A 19,545-nucleotide genomic window follows, 5' to 3' on the forward strand; every position below is an offset into this window, starting at 1 on the left:
TGCTGTGCGGATCCCCATTGTCCCCCCCGCCGACGGCCGCCCACGCTGGCCCCGTGCCCGGCAGGTGCCGGGAGCCGCGGTGAGGTCAGGAGGCGGAACGGTGAAGTTCCACTGGTTCGCGGAGGTCACGTACGACGGCCTGCCGCCCGGGTTCCCGGCGGCGGGGCAGGGCGGCTGGGTCGACAGCCCGATCGCGATGGCCGACGCCGAGCGGGTCGGCGCCAACTACCGGATGTTCATCCGGCTCATGCAGCAGGCCGACCGCGACGGCTTCGACGGGCTCGCCGTCAACGAGCACCACCAGACCCCGTTCGCCATGACGCCCTCGCCGAACCTGCTCGCGGCCAGCGTCGCGAGCAGCACCGAGAAGGCCGCGATCCTCGTGATCGGCGACTCCCTGGCCCTCTACAACCCGCCGACGCGCGTCGCCGAGGAGTTGGCCTACCTGGACTGCCTGTCCGAGGGGCGGCTGATCGCGGGATTCGTGTTCGGCACCCCGATGGACTCGACCCACGCCTACGGGCGGCCGCCGATCGAGCTGCGCGAGCGCTTCCACGAGGCGCGCGAGCTGATCCTGCGCGCCTGGGAGGAACCGGAGCCGTTCACCTTCAACGGCCGCTACACCCAGCTCCGCCAGGTCAACCTCTGGCCCCGGCCGATCCAGCGCCGCCCGCCGATCTGGGTCCCCGGCTCGACGAGCCCGGAGACCTGGGAGCTCGTGACCCGCGAGAACTACTGCTACGGCCACCTGTCCTTCTCCGGCCTGAAGGCCGCCAAGCCGCTGGTCGACGGCTACTGGGACTACGTGGCGGCGCACGACGGCGACATGAACCCGCACCGGATGGCGTTCACGCAGATCGTCTGCGTCGCCGACACCGACCGGGAGGCGGAGGAGAAGTACGCCGAGGCCGTGCGCTACTTCCAGCGCGTCCGGGATCCCGCCGTGCGGTGGGCGACGCCCCCGGGCTACCACTCGTCCGCGGCCCTGCGCGGCATGCTCGGCCGGACGACGTCGCCGCAGGCCGTGGAGGACAAGCGGCGGGCGGTCACCGGCGAGATGAGCTTCTGGGAGTACGACGAGAAGGGCTACATCGTGGCCGGCACCCCGGACCGGGTGGCGCAGCGGCTGCGCGAGCTGGCGACCGAGCTGCGGGTCGGGCAGCTGATCGCGTCGCTGCACATGGGCAACCTTCCGGAGGAGACGGCCGCGATGAACACGCACCTGTTCGGCACCACGGTGATCCCGCAGCTGCGGGACCTGTGGGCGGACCAGCCGGACCACTGGACCCCGGCGGTCAGCCGGGCCCGGGTCGGGGCGCCCTCGCTGGTGGCGGGCTCGTGAGCACGGGGGACGGCAGCCGGCGGGGTGGGGAGAACACCGCTGAGGTCAACGGCGTCCGGCTCCGGTACGAGGTGGCCGGGGACGGCCCGCCGCTGTTGCTGATCGCGGGGCTCGGACTCAGCTCCCTCGCGTGGGCCGCTGCCGCGCCGCGGCTCCGCGAGGGCTTCACCGTGATCACGTTCGACAACCGGGGGACCGGGCTGTCGGAGGTCCCGCCCGGCCCGTACCCGATCGACACCCTGGGCGACGACGCCGCCGCGCTGGTCCGGCACCTCGGGCTCGGCCCGGTCGCGGCCGTCGGGTGGTCGCTGGGCGGTTCGGTGCTGCAGTCGATGCTGGTCCGACACGGCGACGTGCTGTCGAAGGCGGTGCTGCTCAACGCCTTCCCCTCGTACACCGGCGTGCAGGACGCCTGGCTCGACGCCGGCCTCGCACTGCGCCGGGCCGGTGTGGATCCGGTGTCCGTCGGGATCCACGGGATGCCCTGGGCGTTCACCCCGCGCCTGCTCGCCGACCACGCCGCCGCGCAGGCGCAGGCGGAGCTGGCGCGCAAGGACCCGCACCCGACCACGCTCGCCGGGTTCGAGGCGCAGGCCGCGGGCCTGCGCGTCTACGACTCCCGTGCCGACCTGCCCTCGGCGACCACTCCCACGCTGGTGCTCGCCGGCGCCGAGGACGTGCTGACGCCCGTCGCGCAGTCCGTGGAGATGGCCGAACTGCTGCCGCGCGGCACGCTGCAGGTCCTGCCCCGGGGTGGGCACGGCATGGTCGTGGAGTACCTCGACGACACCCTCGCGGCGATCACCGCCTACCTCGGGGCCGACCGGTGAGCGCGCCGGCCCTCGGCCCGGTCGGTGCCGTCGACAGGGCGGTCGATCGGGCCGTCGCGGCCATCGCGGCGGGGCGTCCGGTCGTCCTGCTCGACGACCTGGCGGCCACCCCGCAGGTCGTGCTCGTCGCCGCCGCGGAGCTCGCCGACACGTCCATCGTGGCGCTCGTCGTCCGGGAGTCCGGCGGGCTGCTGTGCGTCGCGCTGCCGGGGAAGCGGCTCGACGCGCTGCGGATCCCCCCGATGACGGCGGGCTGGTCGGCCGAGCGGCCCGCGGTGGCGGTGTCCGTGGACCTGGCCGTGGGCGTCTCCACCGGGATCTCGGCCCGGGACCGGGCCGCGACGGTCCGGGCCCTCGCGGACCCGGCCACCACGGCCGCGGACCTCGTGCTGCCGGGTCACGTGCTCCCGCTGCGCGCCCACCCGGACGGGCTCGCCGCCCGGCCCCGGCCCGCCGAGGCGGCCGTCGACCTGTGCCTGCGGGCCGGGCTCGCGCCGGCGGGCCTGGTCGCGGCGGCCCCCGATCTCGGGCCGGGAGCCGCCGGTCCGGCGCGCGCCCTCGCCCGCCGGCTCGGGGTGCCGGCCCTGCCGATCTCGCGGCTCGCCGCCCCGTCGATCCCGCGGCCCGCCGGGGCGGGATCGGCGCGGCCCGCTCCGCCGGACCGTGCGGCGGCCCGGGTCGCGCGGGCCGGCTGACGGGTGGGCCCGATCTCCGCCGCCCCGTCCGGCACGGCCCCGCCCGGCGCGGCGCCGGTCGTCGCCCGGCGTGGCGCGTTCCTGGTCCTGATGTGCAGCGTGCAGTTCATGATGCTCGTCGGCGGCACCGTGGTGACGGTGTCGCTGCCGGTCATCCGCCGTGAGCTCGGGCTCGGGGCCGGCGAGCTGCAGTGGGTGCTGACGGCGTTCCCGCTGACCTTCGGCTGCCTGCTGCTGCTCGGCGGCCGGTGCGCGGACGTCTTCGGCAGGCGCCGGCTGTTCCTGTCCGGGCTACTGGTGTTCGGGGCGGGTTCGCTGCTGTGCGCGGTCGCGGACCGGTCCTGGGTGCTGATCGGGGCGCGGGCCCTCGCGGGCCTGGGGGCCGCGATGGCCTCGCCCGCCGCGATGGCGCTGCTGACCTCGGTGTTCGTTGCGCCCCGAGATCGCAGCACTGCGCTCGGCGCGTGGGCCGCCGTCGGCGCGATCGGCGCGACCCTGGGCAACGTGCTCGGCGGCCTGCTGACCTCCGCGGGCGGCTGGCAGTGGATCTTCCTCGTGAACGTGCCGGTGTGCATCGTCGCGGCGGCCGCGGTGCTGCTCCTCGTCCCGGCCGGGGTCCCCGAGGGACGCCGGCCGCGGCTCGGCCTGCTCGGCGGGGCGACGTGCACCGCGGCCGTCGCCGCGCTGGTCCTCGGACTCGGCGAGCTGCGCGTCCCCGGCGGGCTCCCGGTCGCGGGGGTCCTGCTCGGGACAGCCGTCGCGCTCGCCGCCGCGTTCGTGGTCTCCCAGGTGCGCAGCCCCGAGCCGCTGCTGCCCCTCGGTCTGTTCCGCAGGCGGACCTCGTTCGCGTTCGCGCTGGTCCTGGTCACCGCGGGCACCGGGATCGGCGCCTACTTCACCACCTCGCTGTTCATGCAGGAGACGCTCGGCTGGTCGGCCCTGCGGGCGGGCCTGGCCTTCGTGCCGTGGGCCGCGCTGACCGCGGTGGTCGCCCAGATCGCGTCGCGCACCCTGCACCTGATCGGGCCGCGGGTCCTGGTGCCGGTCGCGATGCTGGTCTCGGCGGCCGGCGCCCTCCTCCTGTCCCGCGCCTACGGCCCCTCGGTCGCGTTCGCGCCCGACCTGCTGGTGCCGTTCCTGCTGCTCGGTGCGGGAACCGGGGCCGCGAGCGTGAGCTGCACGGTGACGGCGATGTCCGGTGTCCCGCGGTCCCGGCACGGCGTCGGCGCCGGTGCGTTGAACAGCACGCAGGCGATCGGCGCGGCGGTGACCATCGCCGTGGTCACCGTGCTGACTGCGACCGCGACGACGCGCGCCCTCGCCGCGGGCAACACGCCGCTCGGCGCGTCGGTGGAGGGCCAGCGGTCCGCGGTCCTCGTGCTGGCCTTCCTCGCGCTCGGCGGTGCGGTCGCGGCCGCGGTCCTCCTCCCCGGCCGCACCCCCGCTCCCGACGAGCGCGACCTCGACCCGGGCGCCACGCTGCCGGCCACCGGGTCCCTGCCCTGACCCGGCACCCGGCGCCGGCCGGAGCCGCGCCCCCGGGGGAGCGCGGCGCGGGCCCCCAGGGACTCAGAAGAGGGTGGCGGCCAGGACGAGAGCGCTCGTGTTGAACACGACGTGACTCGCCACCGCGGGCCACAGCGAGCCCGTGCGCTCGACCAGCACCGCGTTCACCAGGCCCAGCAGGAACGCCACGATGATCACCACCGGGGACAGGTGCAGCAGGCCGAACACCACCGAGCTGCCGAGAGCGGCGACCACCGGCCCGTAGCGGCGCAGGGAGGAGTAGACCACGCCGCGGTAGAGCATCTCCTCGGCCAGCGGGACCGCGAGGCCGGCGAGAAGGAGCATGATCGCCAGGCTCCAGCCACCGGCGGTGACCGCGTCGACGAGGAACTGCTGCGGGTTGCCGGTGTCGCCGGTCAGGGCCTGCCAGGCGAGGCCGATCGGGATGCACAGGAGCCGCAGCCCCACGCCCGCAGCGGCCCCCGCGACGACCCAGCGGACGGCGGGAACACCGAGGCGGAGAGGCGCCCAGGAGCGGACGCGGAGGGCGAGCAGGAGCCCGACCAGCCCGAACGTGCCGAGCACCGTGGCGAGGAGGACGACGAGGACGTTCTCGCCCCACCCGGCGACGTGCAGCCCGAGACCGATCACGACGTCCATCGCGATCAGGCCGACCGGGGCGAGGACGAACTCGGGCCATCCCGGCGCGCGACGGGACGTGGTGTCGGGGGCGGGCAGCGGGCGGGTGGCGGTCGGTGCGGACATCGCGGCCTCCGGGGTCCGGGTCGGTTCGAGGTGCCCGCAACGCTAGGAACCGGCGACGACCAGGCGCTTCCGTCGTGGGACGGGACCTGGCCGGGGCGCCTCCGCCGCACGGACCTCCTCCTCACGGCGGAGGCGACAGGACGGGCGTCGCGGGCAGAATCGGCGCGTGCCGATCCGGGTGCTCCTCGCCGACGACCAGGCCGTCGTGCGCGCGGGTCTGCGCGTGGTGCTGGACACGGACCCCGACATCACGGTGGTGGGTGAGGCGGCCGACGGCGCCGACGCGGCGCGCCGGGCCGCCGAGATCCGGCCCGACGTCGTGCTGATGGACGTGCAGATGCCCGGCTGCGACGGCATCGAGGGGCTGCGCCGGATCGTCGGGCAGCGCCTCGGCGTGCGCGTCCTGATGGTGACGACGTTCGACCTTGACCGGTACGTGTTCGACGCCCTGCGCGCCGGGGCCAGCGGGTTCGTGCTCAAGGACATCGAGCCGGACGAGCTGTGCGACGCGGTCCGCACCGTGCACGCCGGGCACTCCCTCCTCGCCCCCGAGGTGACCGGGCGGCTGATCGAGGCGTTCGTCCGGTCCGACGCCCCGCTGACGTCCGCGCCGACGTCCGCGCCGACGTCCGCACCGGCGCTCGCCGCGTCGGTCCCGCTCACCGGGCGCGAACGCGACGTCGTCGCGCTGGTCGCCCGCGGGATGAGCAACGCCGAGATCGCCGCCGCGCTCGTCGTGGCCGAGTCGACGGTCAAGACGCACGTCTCCAGCCTGCTGCTCAAGCTCGGCCTGCGGGATCGCGTCCAGCTCGTCGTGCACGCCTTCGAGACCGGACTGGCCGGTCGGGCACCGGGCGCATGAGCGCCCTGCGGCGGCCCGCGGGCGTCGACGTCGTGGTCGCGGCCGTCCTGGCGGCGGTCCTCGTCCCCGTCCTCGGGTCCGGTTCGCCGCCCGCGGCGACCGCCCTCGCGGTGGTGGGGACCCTCGTCGACGTGGCGGCCCTCCTCCTGGTGCGGACGTCCTCGGTGACCGCCACGGCGGCGGTCGCGATCGCGACGACGGTGCCCGGCCTGGACCTCGGACCGGGAGTGCTCGCGTGGCCGCTGCTCGCGCTCCTCGTCGGGCTGCACGGCGGCAACGACGCCGTGCTCGCCGCCGCGTTCACCGTGTCGGTCGTCGTCTCGGGCCGGTGGCATCCGGCGTACTCCACGGTCGACTTCGTGGCGACGATACTGCTGGTCACACTGCTGTTCTGGGCGCTCGGACGGCTGCGCCGCACCGCCCGTGAACGCGACGAGCGCCGCCACGCCGCGGCCGAGCAGGCGCGGCAGGCGGAGCTGGTGAGCGCCGAGCGCCGGCGCATCGCCGACGAGCTGGGTGCCGTGGTCCTCGCCGATCTGCGCCGTCTCGTCGAGCTCACGACCGCGGTGCGTCCGGCCGCGGCGGCGGGCGCGGCCGAGCCGGTGCTCGCCGAGCTGCGTCAGGTCGCCCGCCGTGCACTCGCCGCGATGCGGCGCGTCGTCACCGTGCTCCGCTCGGCCGAGATCGAGCCCGCCCCGGTCCCGGCGGACCCGCGGCGGCGGTGGTGGGAGCCGCGGCCGCCGTCGACCTCCGGGCTCCTCCTGGTCGTGGTGGGCGGGGTCACCATGGTGCTGGTCGCCGGGCTGGACCTGCAGCCGGGCGGGAGGCCGGAGCTCGATCCGCTGCTTCCGACCCTCGGCCTGCCCGTCGACCGACCCGTGCTCCTGTGGCTGCTCGCCGTCCAGGTCGCCGCGGTCGCCTGGTGGCGGACCACGCCGGTGCCCGCGCTCGTGGTGGCGACGGCGGCCGACGTCGTGCTGCGGCTCGCCGGTGCGGCGAACGCGATCGCGCAGCTCGGCGGCTTCGTGCTGGCCTACCGCGTGGGCGTCGCCGTGCCGGTCCGGGTGTCCGCACCGGTCGTCGTGGCGGTGGCGGCCGCGACGACCGCCGCGCACCTGCTCGGTGACGAGCCGCCGTCCGGGGGGCCTCCCGCGGTGGACGCGGCGCTCACCGCGGCCGGTCCCCTGGTGCTGTGGGGCGTCGGGGTCCTCGTGCGGCACACCGGAGAGCGCAGGCGGCGCAGGCGGGCCGACGAGTCGGCGCGCCGGTCCCGGACGAACCTCGCCGACGAGCGCCTCCGCATCGCCCGCGAGCTCCACGACCTCGTCGCGCACCACGTGTCGGCGGTCGCGGTGCAGACCTCGGCCGCGCGCACCGGACCCGCGGCGCTGGCCACGGCCCTGGGGCACATCGAGGAGGGCGGGCGGCGGATCGCCGAGGCCGTCGAGACCCTCTCCGACCTCACCCCGCCGGCCGTGCGGAACGCCCCGCTGACCGGCGCGGTCGTCGAGGAGCTGGTGGTCCCGGTGCAGGCGGCCGGGCTCCCGGTGACGGTGCGGGTCGACGGCGAGCCCGCGCCCGACCAGGGAGAGGCGGACCTGTTCGCGCGACGCATCGTGGTGGAGGCACTCACCAACGTGCTGCGGCACGCAGGGGCGTCCCCGACCTCCGTCACGGTGCAGCACGGTCCGGACGAGGTCGCGGTGGAGGTCCGGGACAGCGGGGTGCTGCCCGGCCACGTGCCCGCCACGGCCGGCACGGGACTGGGGCTGGTGGGGATGCGCGAACGGACCGCGCTGCTGGGTGGCGAGGTCGAGGCCGGGCCTGCCGGCCACGGGTGGATCGTGCGGGCCCGGCTGCCTCGGCTGCACGCTCCCCGGTAGGCGGCACACCCGGCCGTGGCACTTGCCGCGCCCCGCCCGAACCATCAGGCTCGGGGCGTGAGCGACAAGTTGGTCGAACTACAGCTCGACGACGCCGGCCTCTCCGGCGACCTGCCCCGGCCCCACGGCGGGGAACAGGACGAGATCCAGGAGGTGCCCTTCCGGCCGGTGGTGTTCCGCGACGACGATCTCCCGTCGGCACTGGCCCGGTCCGCGGAGTGGCTGCGCGGGGCGCAGGAGTGGCTCGGCGAGCCGCTCGACGTCATCGCGATCCATCTCGACTACGACGACCGCGCCGGGGCGCCCTACTACGAGGTCAAGCTGCTGTGCAACGAGGAGGACCTGGCGGGCGCCCCGCTCGCGCGGCGGCAGGAGGAGCGCGGCTGATCGCGGTCGGCATGCGCGAGAAGAAGATCGCCCCGCCGCGCTGGCTCAGGCCCGTGAATGCGGTCCTGCTGGTGGCGCGCCGGTTCGGGCTGGGCTGGACCCGCGAGCTGCCCGTGCTCGTCCTGCCCGGCCGGCGCACCGGCAAGCTCCGGCACACGCCGGTGTCGGTGCTGGAGCTCGAGGGCGGCCGGTACCTGCTCGCCGGCTTCCCCGGGGCGGACTGGGCGGCGAACGCGCGGGCGGCCGGGGTCGGGACGCTCGCCGTCGGGCGGCGGGAGGAGCGGGTCCGGCTCGTCGAGCTCTCCGCGGACGAGGCCGTCCCGGTCCTGCGCGCCTGGCCGGTCCGCATCCCGCAGGGCGCGAAGATCATGCGCGACGCCGGGGTCGTGCCCGACCTCGAGCCCGACACCTTCGCCGCGCTGGCAGGGCGCTGCGCCGCGTTCCGCCTCGAACCCGCGTGACCGAGGCGGGGCCCCGTGATCGCCGACGGCGTTAGGCTGCGCGGGTGCCCCGCCCCAGTCGCTGGTCGGAGATCCTCGCCGCCGCCGGTGAGGAGTTCCGCGACCGCGGCTACGAGAACGCGACCCTCGAGGGCATCGGCGCCCGGGTCGGGATCCTCAAGGGCAGCATCTACAACTACGTCGCCAGCAAGGAGGAGCTGCTCCTCGCGGTCGTCGAGCAGCCCGCCAAGCAGCTGCTCGTCGACCTCGAACGCCTGCAGGCCGACACCGGGCAGACCGTCGCGGTGCGGCTGCGCGAGCTGATCCGGATGCAGGTGCGGATCTTCGGCGACTTCTATCCGGCGGCCTTCGTGTACCTGCAGCACATCGGCCGGATGACGGCGCCGCTGTTCGCCGAGTTCCGCGAGATGGACGCGCGCTACATGGCCGCGATCGAGGCGCTCGTCGCCGAGGGCGCCCGGACGGGGGAGTTCTCGCTGGCCGGGAGCCCGCGGACGGTCGCGCGTGCGGTCGTCGGGATGCTGGACTGGATGCAGCACTGGTTCGTGCCGCGAGGACCGGAGGAGGACCGGGAGCTCGCCGACCAGCTGTTCGCGTTCGCGTTGGGCGGGCTGGTGTCCGGGGGCGGGATGCGCGGGATCGCCCGGTCCCTCCCGGAGCCCCGCCCGGAGTCCCGGTGAGGCTCGACGGCCGGGTCGCGGTCGTCACCGGTGCCTCGTCCGGGCTGGGGCTGCGGTTCGCCCGGGTCCTGGCCGAGGCCGGCGCGGACGTCGCCTTGGGTGCCCGGCGCGTGGAGGGGCTGGCCCGGGCCCGGGAGGCCGTCGAGGGGGCCGGACGGCGGTGCGCGGCGGTCCCCACGGACGTCTCGGACGACGCCCACTGCGCCGCCCTCGTCGCGGCCGCCGTCGAGGAGCTGGGCCGGATCGACGTCCTGGTCAACAACGCAGGCATCGGCTACGCCGCCCGGTCGGAGAAGGACGACCCGGCGCGGGCGGCGGAGCTGTTCGCGGTCAACCTCCTCGGCGCCTACCAGATGGCGGTGCACGTGGGCCGCGCGCTGATCGCGCAGGGCGAGGGCGGGTCGATCGTCAACATCGGGTCGGCGCTGGGCAGCACCACCGGGCCGCTCCCGGAGGCCGCGTACTCGGCGTCGAAGGCCGGGATCGCGGGAATGACCCGGGACCTCGCCGCGCAGTGGGCGCGGCACGGGATCCGGGTGAACACCCTCGCCCCCGGGTGGTTCGCCTCGGAGATGACCGGACCACTGCTGGAGCGCGAGCACCGGGCGGCGCAGCTCGCGGAGTCCGCCGCGCTCGGCCGGATCGGCCGCCCCGAGGAGCTCGACGGCCCCCTCCTGCTCCTCGCCTCCGACGCGGGCTCCTACATCACCGGCTCCACCCTCACCGTCGACGGCGGCTGGTCCATGAGGTGAGTGTCCGATCGGCGCCGTCTCGTTCGTCGAGGGGATGACCGAAACGACCGATTCCGGGAGGATCCCCCGATGGCCCGCTACGTGTTCCTCCTGTACGACGCCGAGGACTGGTACGACACCGCGGACGGGCAGTCCGTCGCGGACGAGATGCGGCTCCACGAGGAGTTCATGGAGGCCGTGCTGGCCGCGGGCGCGACGGTGCTCGGCGGCGAGGCCCTCGAACGCTCGTCGACGGCGAGCACGGTCCGCAAGGGTTCCGGCGAGCCGCTGGTGACGGACGGGCCGTTCGCGGACACCAAGGAGGCGCTCGGCGGCTTCTACGTCCTGGACGCCCCGGACCTGGACGTCGCGTTGCGGCTCGCGGCGCTGTGCCCGGCCGGCAACGTCGAGGTCCGGCCGATCATGGACCTTCCCGAGTGATCCTGGTGGAGGCGGCGTACCGGGACGCGTGGCCGCTGGTCGTCGCCTCCACCGCCCGGTTGACCCGGGACCTCGACCTCGCCGAGGACTGCGTGCAGGACGCCGTCGAGCGCGCGCTGCGGGCCCGGCCGGACAACCTCGCCGCCTGGCTGACGACGACGGCGCACCGGATCGCCCTGGACCGGCTGCGGCGGGAGGCGACCCTGCGCCGCAAGCTCCCGCTGCTCGTCGTGCCGGAGGACCCGGACCCGGGGCCCGGACCGACCGACCCGCTCCGGCTCGTGTTCACCTGCTGCCACCCGGCGCTGGCCCGCGAGTCGCAGGTCGCGCTGACGCTCCGGCTGGTGTGCGGGGTGGAGGTCCGGACGATCGCGGACGTGCTGCTCACCGGCGAGGCGGGCGTGGCGCGGCGGATCACGCGGGCCAAGCGCAAGATCGCCGCCGCCCGCATCCCGTACCGCGTGCCGCCGGACGACGAGCTGGCCGGCCGGCTGGACGTCGTCCTGACGGTCGTGCACCTGCTGCACACCGCCGGGCACGTCGGCCCGGGGACGGGACTGACCGACGCGGACCTGACCGCCCGGGCGTCGGGACTGGCCCGGATGCTCGTCCGGCTGCTGCCCGCCGAGCCCGAGCCGCGGGCACTGCTCGGGCTGATCCTCCTCACCGAGGCCCGCGGCCCCGCCGCACGGACGCGGCGGGGGAGGCGGTGCTGCTCGCGGACCAGGACCGCGCGCGGTGGGACCGCGACCTGATCCGGTCCGGACTCCGGCTCGTGACGGGAGCGTTGCGGGAGGGCCCACAGGGGCAATTCGCGCTCCAGGGTGCCGTCGCCGGGCTGCACGCCGTGGCGCCGAGCTGGGCGGAGACGGACTGGGCGCAGGTCGTGACCACCTACGACGCGCTCCTGCGCACCTGGCCGAGCCCGGTCGTGGCGCTCAACCGGGCCGCCGCACGGAGCCGGCTCCCGGGTGCCGACCTGCAGGCCCTACTGCACGAGATCGACGCCCTGGACCTCGGGGACTACCGCTACCTCCCGGCTACCCGCGCCGACCTCCTGACCCGGCTGGGTCGCGGTGCGGAGGCCGCCGCGGCCTACGACGACGCCCTGGCCCTCACCACGAACCCGGTGGAGCGCGCCCTGCTCCACCGGCGCCGCCGCGAGGTCGGCACCGTCAGGTCGTGACGACCGGGAGGCGCAGGAGGCCGCGGGAGAGCAGGACCGGGTGCCAGGACAGCGGGTCCCCCGTCAGGCGGAGCTGGGGGAAGCGGTGCAGCGCAGCGGGGATCGCGATGGACGCCTCGAGCCGCGCCAGGGGTGCGCCGAGGCAGTAGTGCAGCCCGATCCCGAAGCCGAGCTGCCGGCCGGGCTTGCGTGAGACGTCCAGCCGGTCCGGGTCCGGGAACACCGCCGGGTCGCGGTTGGCGGCGGCCGGGCAGAGGAACACCCGCTCGCCCGTCCGCAGGGTCCGCCCACCCAGTTCGACGTCCGTGGCCATCAGCCGCGCGATCGTCTTCGCCGGGCCGTCCCAGCGCAGCAGCTCCTCCACGCTCCCGGGGGCGTCGGGCGCCTCCGACGGGTGCCGGAGCAGCGCGAGGATCCCGTTGCCGATGAGGTTCGTGGTGGTCTCGTGCCCCGCGAAGAGCAGCAGCACCCCGGTCGCGACGACCTCGTCGTGGGACAGCGCGTCGCCCGCGTCCCGCGCCCGGATCAGGGCCGTGAGCAGATCGTCCGCGGGGTCGCGCTCGTGCTGCTCCACCAGGGCGCCGAGGTACGCGGTCAGCTCCGCCATCCCGTCCGCGCCGTCCGCGTGCCGGTCCGGGTCGCCCATCCCGCCGAACACCAGGCCGGTGATCCGGTCCGACCAGTCCTTGAACCGCGACCGGTCCTCGCGCGGCACCCCGAGCAGCTCGGCCACCACGGACGAGGTCAGGGGATAGGCGAACTCGCCGATCAGGTCCGCCTCCGGCCCCAGGTCGTCGAGGAGCCCGTCCGCGATCTCCGCGATCCGCGGGCGCATCCGCTCGACCGCCCGCGGCGTGAACGCCCGGCTCAGCAGCTTCCGCAGCCGGGTGTGGTCCGGCGGGTCCTTGAACACCATCCAGTCCTCGAGGACCCCGAACGCCGCCCGCACACCGGGGTCGGCGTCCGGGCCGTCGAGCCGGGCGCGCCGGTAGGGCGAGATCCGGTCGGAGGAGAAGCGGGGATCGCGCAGCGCGGCGTCGACGTCGGCGTACCGGGTGACGAACCAGGACCGGTAGCGCTCGCTCCAGTGCACGGGGTCGTGCTCGCGCAGCTCGGCGAGCAGCGGGTACGGGTCCGCGACGGCCTCGGGGGAGAGGAGGTCGGCCTGCGTGCCCGGTCCCAGCACGGTCACGGGGCCTCCAGGACGGCGACGACGCAGGCGTTGCCGTCGAGCACCGACACCCCGCCGCCCATCGTCTCCACCAGCCCGATCCGGGCCCCGTCGACCTGCCGGGCGCCGGCCTCGCCGCGCAGCTGCCAGACGATCTCGGCGAGCTGGGCGAGTCCCGTCGCGCCGAGCGGATGACCGCGGGAGAGCAGCCCGCCGGAGGGGTTGACGGGCTGCTCCCCGCCGAGGGCGGTGCGACCGGCGGCGGCCGCCTTCCCGCCCTCCCCGGGGCCCGCGAGCCCCAGCGCCTCGGTGGTGACGATCTCGCCGATGGTGAAGGCGTCGTGCACCTCGGCGACGTCGACGTCCCCGGGACCGACGCCCGCGGCCGCGAAGGCCGCCGCCGCCGTGTCCCGCACGACGTCGTGCCCCCAGACGTGCGGGGACCGGTGGTTCCAGGGCGCGCCGGAGCGCAGCACGACCGACCGCACGGTGACCTGACCGGGCGCCGCGGGCCCGACGATCGCCGCGGCCGCGCCGTCGGAGGTCGGGCAGCACTGCAGGAGCGTGAGCGGGTCGGCGATCATGCGGGACGCCAGCACCTCCTCGACCGTGTAGCGGCCGGCGTACTGGGCGCGCGGGTTGTGCATGGCGTGCGCGTGGTTCTTCACCGACACGGCGGCGAGCTGCTCGGGCGTCACGCGGCCCTCGTGCAGCCAGCGGGCGGCGGCCATCGCGTAGAGCGCGGGCAGGGCCAGGCCGGAGCGGCCCTCCGGGTCGGTCGGCTCGGGCGTGATCGCGCCGTCGCCCATGCGCTCGATCCCGAGGGCGAGCACCCGCCCGTACCGCCCGGACCGGACGGCCTCGCAGGCCTCCGCGAAGGCGGTGGTGCCACTGGCGCAGGCGTTCTCGACGGTCAGCACCGGCATCCCCGTCAGGCCCATCGCGCGCAGCACCCGCTGTGCCACTCCGGCGGGGCCGAAGACCGCGCCGACCCACACCGCGTCGACGGACCGGGGCCCGCCGGCCGCGCGGAACGCCTCGTCGACGGCCGCGAAGGCGAGGTCGACCAGGTCGACGCCGGGCTGCCGGCCGAAGTGGGAGGTGCCGACTCCCTCGATCCCGACCCTCATCCGACGACCTCCACCCGCACGTCGCCGTCGTCCCCGCCGGGGACGAGGCGCACCCGGGCGCCGATCGAGACCGGCCCGCCGGTGTGGGCGAGGACGCGCGGCCCGTCGTCGAGATCGACGTAGGCCAGCCCGTACGGCGGGGTCCGGCCGGGCACCGGGACGCGCACGACGGTCGCGCTCCACACGGTGCCCTCGGGCCCGAACCGGGCGGGCTCGACGGGGCCGCCGCACGCCGGGCAGGCGGGCCAGGCGAAGGCGACGACCTCGGCGCACGCCGTGCAGCGGCGGCCATCGACCAGGCCGCCGCCCTCGGCTCCGGCGGCGACCAGAGGACGCGGGTCGGGGGTGGTCACGCGGTCATGAAACCAAACCTCGGTTCGGCTATCAACGGTTGTGGGGGTGCCCGACACGGCTCGGGTGACCGCTCTTGACAGGGATCGTGGCCCGCGACACAGTGATTTCGCCTGCGATCAGCAAACCTGTGTTCGTCCTTGATGTCGTGTTCCGGGCGTCGTCGTGCCTGCTACGCCCGGTCCGCGACCGGACCCGAGAGGACCCGACCGATGAAGTTCGGCTTCTTCACCATGCCCGAGCACCCGCCGCGCGAGAACTGGACGTTGTCCTACGACCGCGACATCGCGGGCATCGTGGAGGCGGAGCGGCTGGGGTTCGACGAGTACTGGATCGGCGAGCACCACACCGGCGGCTACGAGAACGTGCCGGTGCCGGAGTACATGATCGCGAAGGCGTCGGCGGTCACGCACCGGATCCGGCTCGGCACCGGCGTGATCAACCTGCCGTACCAGGACCCGTTCATGGTCGCCGAGCGGATGGCGTTCCTCGACCACCTCACGCACGGCAGGCTGGAGTACGGATTCGGCGGCGGCGGCCTGCCCACGGACAAGGCGCTGTTCGGCCTGGAGCCCTCCGAGGCCTCGCCGCGGACGAACGAGGCGTTGGAGATCATCTGGCAGCTGCTGACCTCGGAGGACCCGGTCACCTACGAGGGCGTGTACTGGAAGTACGAGAACCGCCAGCTGCAGGTCGGGCCGTACCAGGACGTCCCGCCGTTCGCGATCGCCGGCCTCACCGGCGTGCACAACTACGCCAAGTGCGGCGAGAAGGGCTGGAAGCCGCTCTCGGTGCACTTCGCGCCCACGGACAACGGCACCTACACCGACGCCCCGGACCTCAAGGCCATGGGCGCCGCGATGCTCCAGGCGGGGGCGTCGGCGGGCATCGACCCGGCCGTGACCAGGGACAACTGGCGGATCGTGCGCGAGGTCTACGTCACCGACGACAAGGACCAGGCGCTCCGCGACATCCGCGAGGGCGTGAAGCTCTCCTACGACTACCTCTTCGGCCTCGGCCTGGGCGCGCTGATGAAGATCGGCGACGGCATGACGGACGCCGACCTCACGCTCGACTGGATGGTCGAGAAACATCCCGTGGATCATCGGCAGCCCCGAGGACTGTGTCCGGCAGATCACGGAGCTGGAGGAGGAGGTCGGCGGCTTCGGCACGCTGCTGATCAACGTCCGGGACTGGGTGACCACGGACAAGTGGAACCGGTCGCTGGAGATGTTCGCCCGGTACGTCATGCCGCACTTCACGAAGCGGGAGCGGCTGGCCCGGCGCCAGAAGCTGGCGAACGTCGCGCTCGGGCTGGCCTGATGGCCGGGTCGACCTCCGCGGGGCTGTCCTCGCCCGTCCCGGAGCTCGCCGGCCGCACCGTGGTCGTCACGGGCGGCGGCAGCGGGATCGGCAAGGGCATCGCGGCCGCGGTGCTGGAGAAGGGCGGCAACGTCGTCGTCCTGGAGATCGAGCCCGCGAACATCAAGGCCGCCGCCGAGGAGCTCGGGGGCGGGGACCGGATCGCCTGGCACGAGGGCTCGGTGTGCGTGGCCGCGGACGTCGAGGCGGCGTTCGCGCTCGCCGTCGAGCGGTTCGGCACGGTCGACCACCTGGTCAACAACGCCGGCACCGCGACGGTCGCGCTCGTCGAGGACACGACGGAGGAGGACTGGGACCTCATCGTCGACACGCTGCTCAAGGGCACCTTCCTGTGCACCCGTGAGTTCGCGCGGCGGCTGCCCGACGACGGGGCGCCCCGCTCGATCGTCAACATCTCCTCGCTCAACGCGGTCGCCGCCACGGACGGGATGGGGAGCTACTGCGCGGCGAAGGCCGGGGTCAAGAGCTTCACCGAGGTCTGCGCAGGGGAGCTCGGGCGGCGGAACGTGCGGGTCAACGCGATCGGCCCGGGCCTGGTGAACACCCCGCTCGGCGAGGGCTTCTCCGTGGGACAGATCGGGCAGGAGTTCACCGACCGGACCCTGGTCGCCGACAAGCGCAACCAGGAGCCGTCGGACATCGCCGACGTGGCGTTGTTCCTGATGTCGCCTGCGGCGCAGCGGATCACGGGGCACTTCATCCCGGTCGACGGCGGCCAGCACGTCCGCGGACTGCACTCGTACTGGGACGTCGCGTTCGCGCAGGGCCTGGTCGAGAGGCCGACCTGAGCGGTGCGCCGGAATCTCGGGGACGAGTTCGAGGCCGCGTTCGCGCGCTACCGGGAGCGGACCGCGGTCGAGGTGGGGGAGCGGAGCTGGAGCTTCGCCGACCTCGACCGCTGGTCCGCCGCGGTGGCCGCCCAGCTGCGCGGCCGCGGTGTCGGGGCGGGCGACGCCGTCGCGCTGCACATGACCAACGGCGTCGAGTTCGTGGTGGCGGACGTGGCGGTGGCGCGGCTCGGGGCCGTGAAGGTCCCGGTCAACCCGCTGCTGCCCGAGGCCACGGTCGCGCACATCCTGCGGGCGTCGCAGGCCCGCGCGGTGATCGGGGCGACCAGCCTCGGCGGCCGGGCCGACCTTTGGGTGTCCGACGACGGCGGCGACCCGCCCGGCGAGCCCCTGGCCGGTCCGCAGGCCGCGGCCCCTCCCGAGCGGCCGGGCGTCGGGCCGGGGGACCGGGCCGCGATCTACTTCACCGGCGGCACCACCGGGCTGCCGAAGGGGGTCGTGCACACCCAGGCGTCCGCCGTCGCGGTGCACTACGCGCAGATCGTCGAGGCGGAGATCGCCCAGTCCGACCGGCTGCTGCTGTCCACGCCGCTCGCCCACGCGGCGGGCCTGTTCGCGCAGTCGGCACTGATCCGGGGCGCGACGAGCGTGATCGAGCCGGGGTTCGACGCCGCCCGCACCCTGGAGCTGCTCCGGACCCGCGGCATCGCGTGGACCTTCCTCGTGCCCACGATGATCTACCGGCTGCTGGACCTGGCCACTGCGTCGACCGTCGGCTCCGCCGGGGACCTGGAGCTCCGGACGGTCGTCTACGGCGCCGCCCCGATCGCGCCCTCCCGGCTGGCCCAGGCCCTCGACGCGTTCGGCCCGGTGTTCGTGCAGCTCTACGGCCAGACCGAGTGCCCGAACTGGGGCACCCGGCTGGCGAAGTCCGACCACGACCCCGCCCGGCCGGAGCTGCTCGGCTCCTGCGGGCGGGCGTCGATCATGGCGGACGTGCAGGTCGTCGCCGAGGACGGCACCCCGCTGCCCGTGGGGGAGACCGGCGAGATCTGCCTGCGCTCGCCCTACACCCTGGAGTCCTACCTGGACGACCCGGCGGCCACCGCGGCGAAGTTCCTGCCCGGCGGCTGGATCCGCACCGGTGACGTCGGGTTCCTCGACGCGGCGGGCTACCTGCACCTGCGGGACCGCACCAGCGACATGGTCATCTCCGGGGGCATGAACGTCTACTGCCGGGAGGTCGAGGACGCGCTCGCCCGGCACCCGGCCGTCGCGCGGGTGGCGGTGATCGGGGTGCCGCACGAGGACTGGGGCGAGGCGGTGCACGCCGTCGTCGTCCCGCGGGCCGGCTTCGATGCCGACGAGCTGGTCGCCTGGTCGCGCGGCGAGCTGGCCGCCTACGCCCGGCCCAAGTCCGTCGAGGTCGTCGCCGACCTGCCGGAGACCCCGTTCGGGAAGATCGACAAGAAGGTCCTGCGCGCGCCGCACTGGGCGGGCCGGGACCGGGCCATCGGCTGAGGAGTGTCCATGACCGGCCCCCGTTCCGTACGGACCGACGCCCGCGGGTTCCCGCGGTTCTGGGACGAGGAGCGCGAGACCCTCGACCCGGCCAAGCGGGACGCGCTGATCCTCGACCGGGTCCAGCACCAGCTCCGCCACGCCTACGCCGAGCTGCCCTTCTACCGCCGCCACTACGACGCGCACGGCTTCCACCCCGACCAGGTCCGGTCACTGGAGGACTTCACCACGAAGGTCCCGGTGATCACCAAGAAGATGCTCGTCGCGGACCAGGCCGCGCACCCGCCGTTCGGCAGCTACGCCCGGGACCTGCCGCCCGGCGGGATCGCGCGGATCCACGGATCGTCCGGGACCTCCGGCGTCCCGACCATGTACGCGGTGTCGAAGGCGGACTGGGAACGCGCCGGCGAGGTGCACGCGATGGCGCAGTGGTGCGCGGGCGTGCGGCCGGACGACATCGTGCAGGTCGGGTTCCCGTTCGGCCTGTTCTTCGGCGGCTGGGGGGTGGTGCAGGGCGCCGAGCGGATCGGCGCGACCCTGTTCCCGCTGGGCATCACCGAGTCGCAGAAGCACCTGGAGCTGATCAGCCGGCTCGGCTCCACGGTGTTCAGCGCGACGCCGTCCTACTGCATCCACCTGCTCTCCGTCGCCGAGCAGATGGGGATCGACCTGCGGGAGTCGACGATCCGGCACCTGCTGGTGGGCGGGGAGCCCGGCGGCTCGCTGCCCGGGACCGCCCGGATCATCGCCGACGGCTGGGGCGCCACGGTGGCCGACGCCGGCTCCACCTCGGAGATGTACCCCTTCCAGACGAGCGTGGGGTGCGAGGCGGGGACCGGCACGCACCTCTACACCGACGAGGTGTTCACCGAGGTCGTCGCGCCGGCGGACCTCAACGCGCCGGTCCCGGTCGGCGAGCGCGGGGCCGTCGTCTACACGCACCTCTGGCGCGACTCGCAGCCCATGATCCGCTTCGCGCCCGGCGACGAGACCTACCTCGCCACCGATCCCTGCCCCTGCGGCCGGACCTACCCCCGGATGCCGGAGGGCGTGCTCGGGCGGCTCGACGACATGTTGGTGATCCGGGGCGCCAACGTCTTCCCCAGCGCCGTCGAGACCGCCCTCCGCTCCGTGCCCGGGCTCGGCCCGGAGTTCCGCATCCGGGTCCGCAAGGAGGGCGCCCTCGACGAGATGACGGTCGAGGCAGAGGGCGACCCCGCCCTGCGCGCACCCGCCGAGGAGGCGCTCAAGCGGGTGCTCGGGATCCGTGTCCCCGCGACGATCCTGGCTCCCGGCACCCTGCCGGAGACCACCTTCAAGGCCCGGCGGGTGGTGGACGAGCGTTGAGGGCCCGGAGATGACGGAGCCTCGCACGCGGACGCGCCCTCGACAGGGTGTTCGTGGTGCCGAACAGCCCTCACGTCCCACTCGA

18 protein-coding genes and 1 pseudogene are annotated in these 19,545 nt (G+C 74.9%); 15 read left to right on the top strand and 4 right to left on the bottom strand.

What is annotated here, in order from left to right; genetic code table 11:
- The first annotated feature begins 100 nt into the window (after window positions 1-100).
- From ACQP04_RS14510 to ACQP04_RS14525, 4 genes are read left to right on the top strand one after another with little or no spacing between them, the layout of a single operon-like run.
- Entirely contained in the window at window positions 101-1,342 is a 1,242-nt protein-coding gene (locus ACQP04_RS14510; protein ID WP_433507555.1) for an LLM class flavin-dependent oxidoreductase, read from the top strand.
- Window positions 1,339-2,172: an alpha/beta fold hydrolase gene (locus ACQP04_RS14515; protein ID WP_433507556.1), complete on the top strand. Its 834-nt coding sequence runs from the start codon at window positions 1,339-1,341 to the stop codon at window positions 2,170-2,172. Before ACQP04_RS14510 ends, ACQP04_RS14515 begins: the two co-directional genes overlap by 4 nt.
- Window positions 2,169-2,867 carry a 3,4-dihydroxy-2-butanone-4-phosphate synthase gene (locus ACQP04_RS14520; protein ID WP_433507557.1) on the top strand — a complete coding sequence of 233 codons (699 nt, stop codon included), beginning with the start codon at window positions 2,169-2,171 and terminating at the stop codon, window positions 2,865-2,867. Before ACQP04_RS14515 ends, ACQP04_RS14520 begins: the two co-directional genes overlap by 4 nt.
- Window positions 2,868-2,870: 3 nt before the next feature.
- Window positions 2,871-4,373 (top strand): MFS transporter, encoded by a 1,503-nt coding sequence (locus ACQP04_RS14525; RefSeq protein ID WP_433507558.1) that lies wholly within the window; start codon window positions 2,871-2,873, stop codon window positions 4,371-4,373.
- Between the two features lie 63 nt (window positions 4,374-4,436).
- Here the strand turns inward: ACQP04_RS14525 and ACQP04_RS14530 are convergent, their stop codons facing one another.
- A complete protein-coding gene (locus tag ACQP04_RS14530) occupies window positions 4,437-5,138 on the bottom strand; it encodes a lysostaphin resistance A-like protein (protein WP_433507559.1) in 702 nt (233 codons plus the stop codon).
- 166 nt (window positions 5,139-5,304) lie between these two features.
- Here ACQP04_RS14530 and ACQP04_RS14535 point away from each other — a divergent pair, with 166 nt between their 5' ends.
- The 8 genes and pseudogenes from ACQP04_RS14535 (at window position 5,305) to ACQP04_RS14570 (ending at window position 11,769) form a co-directional block, all read left to right on the top strand.
- Complete coding sequence (locus ACQP04_RS14535) at window positions 5,305-6,000, top strand: response regulator (RefSeq protein ID WP_433507560.1); 696 nt, start codon at window positions 5,305-5,307, stop codon at window positions 5,998-6,000.
- The gene (locus tag ACQP04_RS14540) at window positions 5,997-7,883 is read left to right on the top strand and encodes a sensor histidine kinase (RefSeq protein WP_433507561.1); all 1,887 of its coding nucleotides are present in this window, start codon (window positions 5,997-5,999) and stop codon (window positions 7,881-7,883) included. Before ACQP04_RS14535 ends, ACQP04_RS14540 begins: the two co-directional genes overlap by 4 nt.
- Before the next feature lie 57 nt (window positions 7,884-7,940).
- Window positions 7,941-8,270, top strand: coding sequence for a hypothetical protein (locus tag ACQP04_RS14545; protein WP_433507562.1), 330 nt, complete (start codon window positions 7,941-7,943; stop codon window positions 8,268-8,270).
- A gap of 11 nt (window positions 8,271-8,281) precedes the next feature.
- Window positions 8,282-8,731, top strand: coding sequence for a deazaflavin-dependent nitroreductase (locus tag ACQP04_RS14550; RefSeq protein ID WP_433507563.1), 450 nt, complete (start codon window positions 8,282-8,284; stop codon window positions 8,729-8,731).
- A 44-nt stretch (window positions 8,732-8,775) separates the two neighbouring features.
- Window positions 8,776-9,411 carry a TetR/AcrR family transcriptional regulator gene (locus ACQP04_RS14555; protein WP_433507564.1) on the top strand — a complete coding sequence of 212 codons (636 nt, stop codon included), beginning with the start codon at window positions 8,776-8,778 and terminating at the stop codon, window positions 9,409-9,411.
- Window positions 9,408-10,163, top strand: coding sequence for an SDR family NAD(P)-dependent oxidoreductase (locus ACQP04_RS14560; RefSeq protein WP_433507565.1), 756 nt, complete (start codon window positions 9,408-9,410; stop codon window positions 10,161-10,163). The genes ACQP04_RS14555 and ACQP04_RS14560 overlap by 4 nt, the downstream gene beginning before the upstream one ends.
- A gap of 69 nt (window positions 10,164-10,232) precedes the next feature.
- Complete coding sequence (locus ACQP04_RS14565; protein ID WP_433507566.1) at window positions 10,233-10,583, top strand: YciI family protein; 351 nt, start codon at window positions 10,233-10,235, stop codon at window positions 10,581-10,583.
- A 92-nt stretch (window positions 10,584-10,675) separates the two neighbouring features.
- Window positions 10,676-11,769, top strand: a pseudogene (locus ACQP04_RS14570) (RNA polymerase sigma factor).
- On the opposite strand, the gene ACQP04_RS14575 reads toward ACQP04_RS14570, so the two are convergent.
- The 3 genes from ACQP04_RS14575 to ACQP04_RS14585 are packed head-to-tail and all read right to left on the bottom strand — an operon-like array spanning window position 11,759 to window position 14,423.
- Window positions 11,759-12,961 carry a cytochrome P450 gene (locus ACQP04_RS14575; protein ID WP_433507567.1) on the bottom strand — a complete coding sequence of 401 codons (1,203 nt, stop codon included), beginning with the start codon at window positions 12,959-12,961 and terminating at the stop codon, window positions 11,759-11,761. The pseudogene ACQP04_RS14570 and the gene ACQP04_RS14575 overlap by 11 nt on opposite strands.
- Window positions 12,958-14,070, bottom strand: coding sequence for a thiolase family protein (locus ACQP04_RS14580; RefSeq protein ID WP_433507568.1), 1,113 nt, complete (start codon window positions 14,068-14,070; stop codon window positions 12,958-12,960). Before ACQP04_RS14580 ends, ACQP04_RS14575 begins: the two co-directional genes overlap by 4 nt.
- Window positions 14,067-14,423, bottom strand: a complete 357-nt coding sequence (locus ACQP04_RS14585; protein WP_433507569.1) for a Zn-ribbon domain-containing OB-fold protein — start codon at window positions 14,421-14,423, stop codon at window positions 14,067-14,069. Before ACQP04_RS14585 ends, ACQP04_RS14580 begins: the two co-directional genes overlap by 4 nt.
- Before the next feature lie 210 nt (window positions 14,424-14,633).
- Between ACQP04_RS14585 and ACQP04_RS14590 the strand changes: the two genes are divergently transcribed.
- The 3 genes from ACQP04_RS14590 to ACQP04_RS14600 are packed head-to-tail and all read left to right on the top strand — an operon-like array spanning window position 14,634 to window position 19,460.
- Complete coding sequence (locus ACQP04_RS14590; RefSeq protein WP_433507570.1) at window positions 14,634-16,592, top strand: SDR family oxidoreductase; 1,959 nt, start codon at window positions 14,634-14,636, stop codon at window positions 16,590-16,592.
- Window positions 16,593-16,595: 3 nt separating this feature from the next.
- Window positions 16,596-18,113: a class I adenylate-forming enzyme family protein gene (locus ACQP04_RS14595; protein ID WP_433507571.1), complete on the top strand. Its 1,518-nt coding sequence runs from the start codon at window positions 16,596-16,598 to the stop codon at window positions 18,111-18,113.
- A gap of 9 nt (window positions 18,114-18,122) precedes the next feature.
- On the top strand, window positions 18,123-19,460 hold the full coding sequence (locus tag ACQP04_RS14600; RefSeq protein ID WP_433507572.1) for a phenylacetate--CoA ligase family protein: 1,338 nt from the start codon (window positions 18,123-18,125) through the stop codon (window positions 19,458-19,460).
- Window positions 19,461-19,545 lie beyond the last annotated feature (85 nt).

It is taken from the genome of Pseudonocardia halophobica, assembly GCF_050948485.1.
GTDB classification, from domain to species: Bacteria; Actinomycetota; Actinomycetes; order Mycobacteriales; family Pseudonocardiaceae; genus Pseudonocardia; species Pseudonocardia halophobica.